At 71.5% G+C, this 13,271-nt stretch carries 9 protein-coding genes; 6 read left to right on the top strand and 3 right to left on the bottom strand.

Annotated features, from left to right (window positions below; genetic code table 11):
* Positions 1 to 509 precede the first annotated feature (509 nt).
* On the top strand, positions 510 to 3,287 hold the full coding sequence (locus ADK41_RS13420) for a glycosyl hydrolase (RefSeq protein WP_030818889.1): 2,778 nt from the start codon (positions 510 to 512) through the stop codon (positions 3,285 to 3,287).
* Positions 3,288 to 3,557: 270 nt separating this feature from the next.
* On the opposite strand, the gene ADK41_RS13425 is transcribed toward ADK41_RS13420, so the two are convergent.
* Entirely contained in the window at positions 3,558 to 4,763 is a 1,206-nt protein-coding gene (locus tag ADK41_RS13425; protein ID WP_030818892.1) for an erythromycin esterase family protein, read from the bottom strand.
* A gap of 58 nt (positions 4,764 to 4,821) precedes the next feature.
* On the opposite strand from ADK41_RS13425, the gene ADK41_RS13430 reads away from it, so the two are divergent.
* The 5 genes from ADK41_RS13430 to ADK41_RS13450 all read left to right on the top strand — a co-directional run bounded on the left by ADK41_RS13430 (position 4,822) and on the right by ADK41_RS13450 (position 10,879).
* On the top strand, positions 4,822 to 5,556 hold the full coding sequence (locus ADK41_RS13430) for a TioE family transcriptional regulator (RefSeq protein WP_030818895.1): 735 nt from the start codon (positions 4,822 to 4,824) through the stop codon (positions 5,554 to 5,556).
* An 803-nt stretch (positions 5,557 to 6,359) separates the two neighbouring features.
* On the top strand, positions 6,360 to 6,923 hold the full coding sequence (locus tag ADK41_RS13435) for a hypothetical protein (RefSeq protein ID WP_030818898.1): 564 nt from the start codon (positions 6,360 to 6,362) through the stop codon (positions 6,921 to 6,923).
* Positions 6,924 to 7,291: 368 nt separating this feature from the next.
* Positions 7,292 to 9,754, top strand: coding sequence for a glycoside hydrolase domain-containing protein (locus ADK41_RS13440; RefSeq protein WP_030818900.1), 2,463 nt, complete (start codon positions 7,292 to 7,294; stop codon positions 9,752 to 9,754).
* Positions 9,755 to 9,782: 28 nt separating this feature from the next.
* Positions 9,783 to 10,205, top strand: a complete 423-nt coding sequence (locus tag ADK41_RS13445; protein WP_030818902.1) for a hypothetical protein — start codon at positions 9,783 to 9,785, stop codon at positions 10,203 to 10,205.
* Positions 10,202 to 10,879: a hypothetical protein gene (locus ADK41_RS13450; RefSeq protein WP_030818903.1), complete on the top strand. Its 678-nt coding sequence runs from the start codon at positions 10,202 to 10,204 to the stop codon at positions 10,877 to 10,879. Before ADK41_RS13445 ends, ADK41_RS13450 begins: the two co-directional genes overlap by 4 nt.
* A 96-nt stretch (positions 10,880 to 10,975) precedes the next feature.
* On the opposite strand, the gene ADK41_RS13455 is transcribed toward ADK41_RS13450, so the two are convergent.
* Complete coding sequence (locus ADK41_RS13455; RefSeq protein ID WP_051842763.1) at positions 10,976 to 11,428, bottom strand: EVE domain-containing protein; 453 nt, start codon at positions 11,426 to 11,428, stop codon at positions 10,976 to 10,978.
* Between the two features lie 109 nt (positions 11,429 to 11,537).
* Complete coding sequence (locus ADK41_RS13460) at positions 11,538 to 13,196, bottom strand: N-6 DNA methylase (RefSeq protein WP_030818905.1); 1,659 nt, start codon at positions 13,194 to 13,196, stop codon at positions 11,538 to 11,540.
* Between the last annotated feature and the right edge of the window lie 75 nt (positions 13,197 to 13,271).

A 13,271-nucleotide genomic window follows, 5' to 3' on the forward strand; every position in this document is an offset into this window, starting at 1 on the left:
TCCACCGAGGCGCCCGCCCCCGGCCCGGCTGTTCGTCTCGCACCGCCTGGGCGCCTGGGGCCGCCCTTACGGCAGCCACGTCAACGAGAGGCCGTCTCTCATCACCGCCGAGCCGTGCGTCAGCGCCGTACGACACGGGCGCGTCCCCGACCGGGGCGCCCCGTCCGGCCACCGAGGCGGACGGCGCACGGCTACGTGGACGTCTCCGGCACCCGCGCGGAACGCCGGCCCGCCGCCACCGCCCCCACGGCCCCCGGCACCGGCACCAGGCCCGGGGCCGGGTCCGGCCGCGGCCTCCTCGTCACCGCCCCGGCCGACGACCGGGGCGTCCCCGGGCGCGATCCGGCCTCTCCGCCGGCCCCGGGCGGGACGTGAAGACCTGACGGATCACGGGCCCGGTACGTACCCGCTGCGTTCAAGGCATTGACACGTGCATTACATGGGCTTTACGTTCCGGCCATCTGAGAGCGCTCTCAGAGCCTCCCCCCTGTCACGACTCGAGGTGACGCATGCCATCCCCACGCACCAGACCGGCAACCGTTCTGCTGCTGGCCTCAGCCCTCGCCGCCGTCGGCCTGGGCCCGGCCGCCGCACCGGCGGCCGCCGCCACCGTCCCCGTAGGCTCCGGCAGTTACTCCGACACCCGGCCCCCCGGCACGTCGGGCCCCACCACCAACACGGGAACGCCGGTCACGCCCAAGGTGACCGCGGCCGCCAGGAACCGGCCCGTGCCCACCAACGACTGGTGGTCCTCCCTGGCCTTCCAGCGCTACGGCGACAACCCGTACTCGACCCCCATGTACGGACACCCCCTCACCTACCAGGCCACGGCCGGCGGACTCGACGTCGGTTACCCGACGACCCCCGCGATCGTCGGCGACGGCCGCCAGTACGAGTACGCCCACAAGCGCGACCTCACCATCGGACTGACCGGCCTCAACTCCCCCGACACCAAGGCCGACGACTGGTCCGACTGGACGGTCACCCCCTACTGGTCCGACGGCGCCCGCACCCTGCGCACCACCATCGGTCACGGCTCCCCGTTCGTGTACGCCAAGGGCTCCGGCGGCAACGCCCAGATCACCACCGCCGGCGCGCCCACCGTCTTCGCCGACCAGGGCAACGTCCTCGGCATCACCGTCGCCGGGCACCACTACGCCCTCTTCGCGCCGACCGGCAGCGACTGGAACGTCGCCGGATCCACCGTCACCGCGGGCCTCGGTTCCAAGGACTACTTCTCCGTCGCCGTGCTGCCGTCCACCGGCGCGCTGGCGACGTTCAAGAAGTACGCCTACAGCTTCGTCACCGGCTCCAAGGTGACCTGGAGCTACACCGGGGGCACCGTCGGGGCCACCTACACGCTCACCACCGAGGCGAAGGAAGGCACCGAGCGCGGCACGCTCCAGGCCCTCTACCGCCACCAGTGGCTGAACACCACGGACCCCCTGACCTCCTACACCTACGTCTCCCCGCGCGGCACCATGAAGGTCCGCGAGTCGGCCTCCTTCACCACGCGCCAGAAGGCGGCGGCGGTGCTGCCCGCGCTGCCCAAGTCGAACGGCGTGGACACCGCCCGGCTGCGCGGTTACCTGAACGAGGTCGTGAACGCCTCCGACCCCTTCTCCGGAGCCGCCGACACCTACTGGACCGGCAAGGCCCTCGGCCGCCTCGCCCAGCTCGTCCCGGTGGCCGACCAGATCGGTGAGACCGCCGTCCGCGACCGGATGCTCGGCCTGATGAAGGGCAAGCTCCAGGACTGGTTCACGGCGGGAGGCGCGAACGAGTTCAGCTACGACAAGGACTGGAAGACGCTCACCGGCTACCCCGCCTCCTACGGCAGCGACACCGAACTGAACGACCACCACTTCCACTACGGCTACTACGTCTACGCGGCGGCGATCGTCGCCCAGTACGACCCGGCGTGGGCCGCCGACTCCGCCTGGGGCGGCATGGTCAAGGCCCTCGTCCGGGACACCGCCAACCCCAGCCGCACCGACACCGCCTTCCCCTTCCTGCGCGGCTTCGACGTCTACGCGGGCCACGGCTGGGCCTCCGGGCACCAGGGCTTCGCCGCCGGCAACAACCAGGAATCCTCCTCCGAGTCCACCAACCTCAGCACGGCGCTCGTCCTGTGGGGCTCCGCGACCGGCGACACCTCGCTGCGCGACCTCGGCGCCTTCCTGCTGACCACCGAGTCGGAGTCGATCGCCCAGTACTGGTTCGACGCCGACGAGCAGGTCTTCCCGTCCTCCTTCGGCCACGACACGGCCGGCATGGTGTGGGGCAGCGGCGCCGCCTACGCCACCTGGTGGACCGCCAACCCCGAGGAGATCCACGGCATCAACGTCCTTCCGGTGACCGGCGGTTCGCTCCACCTCGGCGGTGAGAAGGCCGCGATCCGGCGCAACATCGCCGAGATGGAGCGGGAGAACGGCGGTCCGGCCGTCGAATGGCGCGACCTCCTCTGGGAGTTCCAGTCCTTCGCCGACCCGGGTGCGGCCAAGGCGAAGTGGGACGCGGGTCACGCCGGCTACACCCCGGAGGAGGGCGAGTCGAAGGCGCACACCTACCACTGGCTCACCACCCTCGACACCCTCGGCGCCCCGGACGCCACCGTGACCGGCGACATCCCCACCTCCGCCGTCTTCACCAAGGGGACGACCCGGACCTACGCGGCCCACAACCACGGATCGACGGCCCGCACCGTCACCTTCTCCGACGGCAAGACCCTCTCCGTACCGGCCCGTTCCACCGCGACCGGCAGCGGCACCGGGTCCACGGATCCCGACCCGGAACCGGAGCCGCCGACCGGCAACACCTTCCAGCTGCGCAGCGGCGGCGCCCTGACCACGGCGACCGGCGGCACGGCGGGCAGCGACACCATCGCCTCCGCCGGCGGCGTCAACCGCGACGGCGCCCCGTACCAGCCCCTCGTCTACGAGGTCCGCGGCGTGAACGGCACGCTCACCCCGGGCGCGCAGACCGCCTTCCGGCTCCAGGTGGACGCGGGCACCGCGGTCGGGCTGGGCCAGCAGGCCCGGATCAGCTACGACCTCACCGGCGACGGCAGCTTCGACCGGACCGAGACGTACCACTACTTCGCGACCGACCCGGTCACCGGATGGGAGGAGTACACGCAGGCCCGCGGCCTCAAGGCGGCCACGGGCACACCGGGCGACCTCAAGGGCGGCACCGTACGCCTCGAGGTGTGGAGCGCCATCGGCAACGGCACATCCAAGCTCCAGACGGGCACGGACAAGTCCGTACTGGTGATCCCCTACGGCTGAGCCGTCGGCAGCGGTGCGGCGGGGACCGGCGTCCGGCCGGCCCCCCCCGCCCCGGCATGTTCCCCGCCCGCGCCCCCCCCGGCGGGGGGCCCGCGCTCGCGCTCCGCCGGACGGGCGGCTCCGGCCGGGCCGGCTCCTGCCGCAGCCGTTCCCGCTCGGCGCCCCCGGCGCGAGCGCCCGCACGCTCTCGATGGAGACATGCTCCGGGACGACGCCGTCCACGGCCGCACGCCATGAAGGGCTGGGGTTCCGGTGCGTGGCGGGAAGACCCTAGCCCCGTGGGACGTCCCTGACGTACACCACCCCGTCGGTCCGGGGCAGGTGGGCCGGGTCGAGGGGGGCGTAGCCGAAGTACGGGGACACCCGGGGAGCGGGGCGCGTGTCGGCGAGGGCGGTGGCCAGCCGGGGTGCGTCGATGACGCGGCGGTCCTCGGGGAGGGTGTGCAGGAGTCCCTCGAGGGTGTCCGGGGGCGGGGTGTCCACTCCGTGATGCCGGAGCGTGCCGAGGGCCGTGGCCAGGAAGGCGTACCGCTCGCCGAGCCGGGCGCTCACGAGGGCGCCGGCGCTCCACCACTCCAGCGGCGGGTGGCCCCACATGCGCATCGTGCTCCTGTCCCGCTGGAGGTGGCTGTTGTGGGCGTGGACGAGTACCGGGCCCCGGTCGGCGAGGGCGAGGAGGTTGCCGGCCATCATCGCGTCCCGCGTGGCCAGCAGCCGGGTCATGCGGGCCGGTGAGGCGTCGGCCATCCAGGAGTGGTAGCGCAGCAGGCCGGTGGCGGTGCGGCCGTGCAGGCGCGCACGGTCCAGGTCGTCCCGCGAGGTCGCGGTGATCAGGTGCGGGGCCTGCGTGTCGAGCAGCGCCACCAGGTCGTCGGCGAGCAGCCGCAGTTCCCCGGCCTCGGCCGAGCGGCCCACGGACCGGGACGGGTCCGTCATCGCCGCGTGGTCCGTCCACGGCTCGTCGGGGCCGAGCAGGCGGTCGAGGGTCTCCGCGGTGCAGGGCAGCAGGTCCGCGTCGACGTGGGCCGCGAGGTGGTCGTGGAGCGCGGTGAGGGAGCGCCTCGGGCTCGCGGCTCCGGTGATCTCCAGCGGGCCGTCGAAACCGGCGAAGCGGAGCCGCTCCGGCGCGGGGCGGTCCTCGTTGTACGCCCGCATCCAGCGGACGAGTTCGCGGTTGCCCGGGAACGCTCCCCACCCGTGGCTGAAGCCGTGCTCCATGACCTCGTCGAGGGTGCCCGTGCCCGAGGTGACGTAGGCGTCCACGACCAGGCCCTTCACACAGTCGCTCTCGAGGGCGATCGTCCGGTGGCCCTCCTGCTCGACGAGCTGCCGGAAGAGGTCGTTGCGCAGGGCGAGCAGGGCGCCCTCGCCGTGGGTGGGCTCGCCCAGGGCGAGAACGCGCGGGCGGGCCGGAAGCAGCTCCATGACGGCCGCGGCCTCGACGGCATGGGCGATGTCCGTGATGTCGGTTGCCATGCCTTCAACGGTATCGTTGAACTTTCGGTGGAGACTTGGGCGCGATATCGTCCGCCAGGTGGGGCAAAACCTTCAAAACGGCGAGAAGCTCAGGCCGGTCGACCTGGCACGACGGCACGGTCTGTCCACCCAGGCGGTCAGGAACTATGAGGCGGCCGGCATCCTCCCCGCCGCCGACCGCACGGCGGCCGGCTACCGCACCTACACCCCGCTGCACGCGCGGGCCCTGCGCGCCTTCCTCGCCCTGGTGCCCGGGCACGGTCACCCGACGGCGACGGCGATCATGCAGGCGGTGAACCGGGGCGCCGCCGACGAGGCGTTCCGCCTGATCGACGAGAGCCACGCCCGGTCGCTCGACGACCGGCGCACGCTCCAGGCCGTCGAGAGGGCCCTGCGCGGCCTCTCCCGCCGTACGGGCGCCGCGCACGACGCCGCGCCGATCCGGCCCGGCCGTACGTTCATCGGGCCGCTGGCCGAGGAGCTGGGGGTCCGGCCGGCGACGCTGCGCAAGTGGGAGGACGCCGGGCTCGTGCGACCGCGCCGGGATCCGGTGACCGGGTACCGGGTCTACGACGAGTCCGACGTACGCGACGCCCGGCTGGCGCACCAACTCAGGCGCGGTGGTTACCTGCTGGAGCAGATCGCGCCCCTGATCCAGCAGGTGCGTACGGCGGGCGGGCTGGAGCCCCTGGAGGACGCGCTGCGCGACTGGCGGGATCGGCTGTCCGCCCGCTCGCGCGCGATGCTGACCGGGGCGGCGGAGCTGGAGGCGTACCTGCGCGCACGCGCGTGAAGATTCCCGGTGTCCCGGCGTCCGACGCGTACCACGTGGGCGCGGCTGGTGCGGCGAGGGCCGACCGCGGGAACCCCCTCGGCAAGTGCCACGACCGCGAATATCCGGCCCGGCCACCGAAGCGGCCACCGCCCGCGGCCGCGGGGCCTCCCGCGCCCGCGGGGGACAGACGCCTCGCGTCCCCACCGGACCGCTCCCGCACCGCCGACGATCCGGAACCCGCACCGTTTCGGATCGTCGGGGAGCCCAAGTCCCGCCGCTCCCCTCCTCGTCGACGGCCCTTCCGGCCGAGGTGAGCAGGGTCACAGCGTGGGGTCCTCACTCTCCGCTCACGTCGCGGTGGCGCCCTCCGTGCGCCACCCCTCCGCCCGGCGTGGCCGGAACTCGTCGGCACATCGCGGGCGTGCACCGCGGCAGTGACGACTCCACGCCCCCTCGAGCACCCGGTTCTCCGCCCCCGGGCCGGAGATCCGGACGGTGCGGGGCCGGCCCACGGCCGTACGGGAAATTGGCCGGAAACAGCCGATTGAATGCATGGGAAAGGCGGCAAAGTGCGTGACGGCCTCACAAAGAGAGGAAATCGGAAGTCCCGTAAAACGCTCGGCGACGACGTCGCCCCGTCGTCCGGACTCTCGACTCGCGCCCTTCCCCCTGCATTGCAATTGATCTATGGTCAGGGCGACCGCAGCGCTCTCGGGCGACATCACCTCCCAGGACATGAGCCTTCCATCGAAAACCCCGCACCGAGATGTGCGGTGACGCGGGCCGAATATCCCGGCGGGAATCTCTGACGAGGAGCACGAGTGAAGACAGCGATACGCATCGGCATCGCGGCCACCGCCGCCCTGGGCCTCATGACCGCCGCACCCGCCTCCTCCGCGGCCGAGCACGCCCCCGCACGGACGAAGCAGACCAGCACGACGCTCGCGACCGTCGACGTCGAGGGCGTTCAGGTCGACGAGAGGGCGTCGGCGGACACGAGACGGATCATCGAGGCCGACGCGCCGACAGCCGTCGCCGCCGCGAACGTGTGCGGATCCGGCTACACCATCTCCACCGGGGCGTGGCGCTACGACGGCTACGGCACCACGTACACCTGGACCAACGGCACGTCCGGCAGCGGGTACTACGACAAGCCGATCTGTGCCGTGTTCTTCAACGACAGCGGTTACACGAAGTACATGGGTGTGCGTCTGCGTTCCAACTACACCGCCGACGCCCCCGCCGAGGACTTCGGCGCCTTCGGTTCCTACGCTGGCCCCGTCTACCAGAAGCGGGGCTACTGCGGGACGGTCTACTCCTACATGGAGGCGTCCAACGGCAATGTTCTCGTCGACCGCGTTCAGACGGTCGGGAGCTGCAACTGATCGGGCCCGCGCCGCGGCGTGAGGGCGGGCCCGTGACGTCCGGCGGACGCGGACGCGGGAAGCGCATGGTGCGCGGCGCCGACGGGACTGCCGCACGCCACCGTTCCACGGAATGAAACGGAATTCTTCGCCGACGTCCCGGGAATCACGCGGTGAGGAAATTCCGCCTGCCTCTCTCACGTGATGCGTCGCCCCCTTCCGGCGCACAGGCACCGCACTCCGCATTCACATTCCGTATTCCGTGTTTCCTGTTCCGGGCGCGTCCCGTCCGGGCGACCGCTGACGACACGGGCGCGTTCTTCCACGCCCAGTTCGATTTCCCACCAGCCGCCATCGCTGCGGCTCTCACCACAGAAGGAGTGGCGGACTTGGCTGACGCTAAGGTTCTCGAGGCGCAGCAATGGGTGAATGCCACCTACGGATCTGTCGCCGGATACGTCAGGTGCCCCGAGGACGGGCGCACCGGCTGGTCCACGATGTACGCGCTGACCATGGGTCTCCAGCACGAGTTGGGCATCAGTCCCGTGGTGGCGAGTTTCGGCCCGACGACCCTCTCCAGGCTCCAGGCGCTCGGCGACATCGGCTTCGGCTGGGACAAGAACGCCAACATCGTCCGCATCCTCCAGCACGGCCTGTTCTGCAAGGGCTACTGGGGAGCCAACGGCTACGGCGAGTACGGGGCCGTGACCACGGAGGCGGTGAAGGCCCTCCTGGTCGACATGGGCCTGCCCGACGGCGGAACGGGGACGTCCGGCGGCGTCACCACTCCGAAGATCTTCAAGTGCATCCTCAACATGGACGCGTACGTCGTCGTGGCGGGCGGAACGGAGAAGATCCGGTCCATCCAGCAGTGGCTCAACAACCGCTACTGGCAGCGGGACGCCTACTCGATCGGCCCGTGCGACGGCATCTACTCCCGGGACGTGCAGAAGTCCCTGGTGATCGCCATCCAGTACGAACTGGGACTCAGCCCCAACGGCAACTTCGGCCCCGGCACCCAGGCCGGTCTGCGCAGCCATCCCGTGCGGGAGGGCGACTCGGGCATCTTCGTGCAGCTGTTCACCGCGGCCTGCGTCTTCAACGAGCCGGTGATCCTGCGCGGCCTGGACGACTCGGAGGTCCGGACGACGTTCAAGAGCACCTTCGACGCGAAGACCAAGGAGTTCGTCCAGGTCTTCCAGAAGTTCTCCCAGCTGTACGCGCCGGAAGACGCCGCCTACGGCGTGGGCGAGTACGACACCTGGTCCCAGTTGCTGGTGTCCATGGGCAACGCGGACCGTGCGGCGACCGGTTCGGACACGAGATTCGAGATCACCGCCTCCCGTGCCCGCTGGCTGTACGACAACGACTACCGCCTGGTCGGCCGCTACCTCTACGATCCGCCGGGGTCCACGCTCGACAAGGAGATCAAACCCGGCGAGCTGCAGACCATCTTCGACGCCGGCCTGCGCGTCTTCCCGATCTACCAGGACAACGCGCGCCGGCTCGCGGACTTCACCTACAGCCAGGGCTTCCAGCACGCCCTGAAAGCGCACGACCTGGCGAGCGAGTACGGCTTCAACCGCGGCACGACGATCTACTTCGCGGTCGACTACGACGCCCAGCAGTGGGAGATCGACGGTCAACCGGAGGGCATCGTCGTCTACTTCAACGGTGTGGTGGCCGGCCTCGCCAGCCGGGGCAAGAAGTACTTCCACGGCGTCTACGGTTCCCGCAACGTCTGCATCAACGTCACCGCCAAGACCGGTGCGCGCTTCTCCTTCGTCTCCGGCATGTCCTGGGGCTTCTCCGGGAACCTCGGCTACCCCCTGCCCTCCAACTGGGCGATCAACCAGATCAAGGAGTTCCAGGTCACCAACGGCTCGGACACCTTCGACCTGGACCGGGACGTCTGGCGGCGCGACGGCGAGCCCGGCGTCCGTTCGGTGAACAGCACGGGCGGTCCCGCCGACACGTACATCGCCTACGTGCAGCGCCTCTACGACCACGCCGTCGCGTACAAGGCGTCGAACGACGTCGGCACCAACGCCAGCCGGCTGGTGATGGAGTACATCCGTCACGAGAAGTACCGGGGCCTGAAGTGGTGGTGGCTGGCGAACAGCTACGACGAGGACTTCGTCGAGTACTGCGACAGCCGCGGGATGTCGGTCCAGGACTCCTTCACCGACACCGTCACGGGCTACCAGCTCGACGCCACCCACCTGATGGCCACGGCCAACGGCTTCCTGGAGAACTCCGACCCGTCCGACAAGAAGGAGTCCACCGGCGGCGACATCGCCGGCTGGGGCGGGGACATCATGACGTTCTGGGCGGACTGGCGGAACTCGGTGGACGAGTACGCCTCGCCGCTCACGTTCTGCCAGGCCAAGCTGGCCGTCCCCGGCACCGTCTCCAGCTTCGGCTACACGGACATGCTGGAGGACGTCGACGGGTACCTGCTGGCCAAGCATGTCGCCGGGGGCGGGAACGTCGTCGGCTGGATGAAGGCGCATTACAACGACGGGGGCGCTCTGACCCGCTTCCGCAGCCACTTCGACCGGCGTTGGGAGAACGCCACCAACGCGCGCGCGAGTTGCTGGGACATCCTGGCCGGCCCGTCCGACATCACCGTCGACGCGGCCCGGCTCGCGCTCATCACGGGTGCGGGCGTCGCCCTGCCGGCCGACTTCGTCCTCGTTCCCGGCAACACGGAGAAGCTGGCCCAGTTCTGTCAGGGCTTCTCCGACCGTCAGCTCGCCCTCATCGGCCTGGAGAACAGCCTGGCCGCCACGTACGAGAAGAACCTGGCCGTCTACCGCAAGCAGGCCGCGCAGCGGGCCGCGGCACGGTAGGCGGGGAAGAACCGGCAGAGTTCAGCCCATGGCCCTCCTTCTCATCCCGCTCCTCCTGCCCCTCCTGGTCTGCCTGTGGTTCTGGAGCCGCCCGCTGCTCTCCGGCACGTGGCGGCGCAGTCCCGCGTGGTTCACCTGGAGCGCGGTGCTCCTCCTGCTGGGAGCCGGTGTCAGTTATCTCATCGGCTCCCTCGCCGGGGCGTCCCTGGACCCGGAGGAGGCCTGCCACCAGGCGGGCCAGACCTACGACCGGGCGTACCGCAGGGCGAACTTCGAGGAGTACACGCGGTGGTTCCCGCTGCACGACAAGTGTCATGCGGGGTACGACCTGGTCCCGGCGTGGGTGAACCCGGCTCTGGTCGTGCTCCCGGTCCTGGCGCTGCTCTGCCTGGCCTGTGCCGTGGGCCTGACCGTCATCCGACTCCGTACCGACAAGAAGGGCACTCCATGACCGCTTTGAGCAGACGCCGTGTGCTCGGCGCCACCGGGAGCCTGGCCGGGGCCGCCGCCCTCGGCCTCCTGGACACGGCCCCGGCCGCGGCCGCCGCCCCGGCCCGGACGGACCGGGCGGCGGCCGCCTGGCGCGGCAGCCGCTCGGCCAACGGCTGGAAGATCCTCGACGAGGCCGCGTCCCACACCATCGAGGGCAGCGGCCTGACCGTGCGTCTGGCCGACGGCGACGCCGCGACGCTCCTGTTGCACGTCGCCCGGCGTTTCCACTACGAGATCGACCCATTGCGCGAGAAGGACGTGGCGGGCCACACCACGTCCCGCGAGGTGCGTCGGCCCCACGAGTCGAACTACCTGTCGGGCACGGCGATGGCGATCCGGCCGCACGCCTACCCGCTGGGGGTACGCGGTGGTCTGTACCCGCAGGAGCTGGTGGTGGTGCGGGACATCCTGGCCGAGCTGGACGGCGCCGTCGTCTGGGGCGGCGACTTCGCCTCGCCCCAGGAGTCGCACTTCGAGATCGCTCTCGGTCCGGCCCACCCGAAGGTGCGGGGTGTGGCCCGCAAGCTCCGGTCCTGGAGGGACACGCCGGGCCTGGGAGCGGGGACGGTCGACGCGTTCGATCCGGAACGCCGGGCGGCCGTCAAGGCCTTCGGCCAAAGGAACGCCCCGTAAGGATCCGCGCGATCTCCGGCCCGGAGGCCCGGGCCGGAGATCCCGCGACGGCGGCGACCGGGAGCGCCGGCGCGCAGAAGCCGGGCCTCCTCCGTGTCACGGGCGGCCCTGCCCTCGCCCGGCTCCCCCGGCCGGCGCCGCCGCGCCCGCCTGCAGTCCCGCCCGTGCCAGCAGCACCGGCAGGGCCTGCGGCTTCACCTTCTGCACCGAACGCACCTGGCCCAGGCCGAGTTCCTCGCGGCTCACCGGGTCCCGGTACAGCTCCTTCGTCGCCTCGGTCAGCAGGGTGACGGGGACCAGGAAGGGGACGCCGGGGTCCTCGTCGTCCGGGCGGGGTTCCTCGTCGACCTCGGCCACCGCGGCGACCGCCGCCTCGGGCCGCGCGAAGTAGAACCAGAGGCGGTCGCCCGGCTCCATGCGGTTGCGGCGGCTGAGCCAGAGCTCCAGTTCCGGTTCCTCTTGGGCGAGTTGGAGCATCGTCTCCTTGTCGGACGGCTCACCGTCCAGTGTGTCCTTGCGCGGATCGAGGATGTAGATCCAGTCCGCCATGGAATCCCCTTCGGTCAAGGTGCTCGGCCCGCGTGAAGACGCTTCGACGCAGCGTCTCATCGTGCCAGACGCCCGGGGGATGCGCGTACACGTTTTCGACGCGGAGGTGTCAGGCGCCCGGTTTCAGCGCCCCGTTGCCGAGTCCGTCCCGCGCCAGTGCCGCGATCTGCCGGCCGATGTCCGCCACCCTCCGCGACCGCTCCTCGAACTCGCGCAGCGCGTGGAAGGCGGCCCCGTACCCGCGCTGTGCGGTGATGTCCATCTGCGGGATGCGGGCGCCCTTGCCGTCGAGCCGGAAGGTGCCGCTGGCGGTGGTGGAGCGGCGGCTGTTGGCGGCGCTGTGCAGGAAGCCCTGGAGGAAGTCCGTGTCGAGCTGGTCGCTGACCGAGACCGGTTCCGGGTCCGCGTGCTCGACCAGTCCGGCCCTGATCAGGTCGGCGACGCTGACGCTGGGGCCGTCCAGGGCGCCGGTGCCCTCGCCGGCGACCAGGGTGGGGAGCAGTTCGGCCAGGCGCCGCACCTGTTCGGTCAGCTCCTGGCGCAGGGTGTCGTACTCGGTCGCGTAGTCGCGGTGGGACTCCTCGACGTGACGGCCCGGGGTGAGGTCGACCAGGTCGTCGAGCAGGTCGATCCGGGGGACTTCGGTGATCTGCCGGGGCCGCGGCTCCAGGGGGTCGTCCGGGTCGTTGGACGTGAGGTCCACCATGCGTACGGCGGTGGCCGCGTCGTCCGGGGTCCGCGGGCGGCGCAGGTGCCACAGGTGCACGGGGAGGGAGTGCGCGGCGGCCGTGCCCGGGGCCAGCGCGGTGACCTGGGTGAGGATGCCCCGGCGGACCAGCTCGGCCCGGATGCGGCGGCCGGCCTTGCGGTAGGCCACCGAGGCGGGCATGACCATGACGAGGCGACCGCCGGGCGCGGTGTGCGCGTAGGCGTGCTGGAGCCAGGCGAGTTCGCCCTCCGCGCGGGAGGGGGTGCCGAGCTCCCAGCGGGGGTCGAGGAGGAGGTCCTCCCGCCCCCAGTCGGTGTCGCTGACCGGCGGATCGCAGACGACGAGGTCGGCCTTGAGGTCGGGCCACCGGTCCGCGCGCAGGGAGTCGCCCGACGTGATCTCGGTGCCGGAGAGCCCGGCGAGGTCGGCGCGCGACTGCGCGAGCCGTGCGCTGCGGGCGTCCGCTTCCTGGCCGTACCGCCTGGCGCCCTGTCCGGCGCCGAGGGCGAGCAGCAGGGTGCCGATTCCGCAGGCCGGGTCGAACAGCACCGCGTCGGCCGCCACGTCGCCGGTGAAGTGCCGGACGGCCCGGACCACTCGGGGCGAGGTCACCTGGTCCGAACCCGCTCGCCGCACGGACTCCGTGAAGCGCTCGGCAAGGCCGTTCACCACGTCCGCGGCGGAGCCGCCGTCCGCCATGCGGCGGGCGAGCCGGACCGCCTGGTCGGGCAGCGCGGCCGGCGCCTTCTTCCGGGGGGCGGCGAGGGCGTGGGCGAGGTCCGCGAGCCCGCCGAGGACGTCGTCTCCGTAGGCTCCCCGCAGCAGCTGCCACAGCTGGACCTCGTCGGTGACGTCCTGGCCCTTGCTCTGCTTGTCCAGCCAGGCCTGGACCTCGGCCAGGTCGAAGAGCGGGCTGTTGGCGCCGCCGCCGGCCGGGGCCGGGAAGTCGTCGTACCGCCGTCGCCAGTTCGACACGGCGGCGCGGGTGACGCCCGCGATACGGGCGATCTCGGAGCCGGTGACCAACGGGTTCGTCGGCGTGGCCGGAGTCTGTGGCATACCGACTACGGTACACAGCGCCCCGGCCGCGCATCAACGAAAGACGACCGTTGACGACGTCAACAACGGACGTTC

The organism is Streptomyces caelestis (assembly GCF_001279005.1).
GTDB classification, from domain to species: Bacteria; Actinomycetota; Actinomycetes; order Streptomycetales; family Streptomycetaceae; genus Streptomyces; species Streptomyces heliomycini.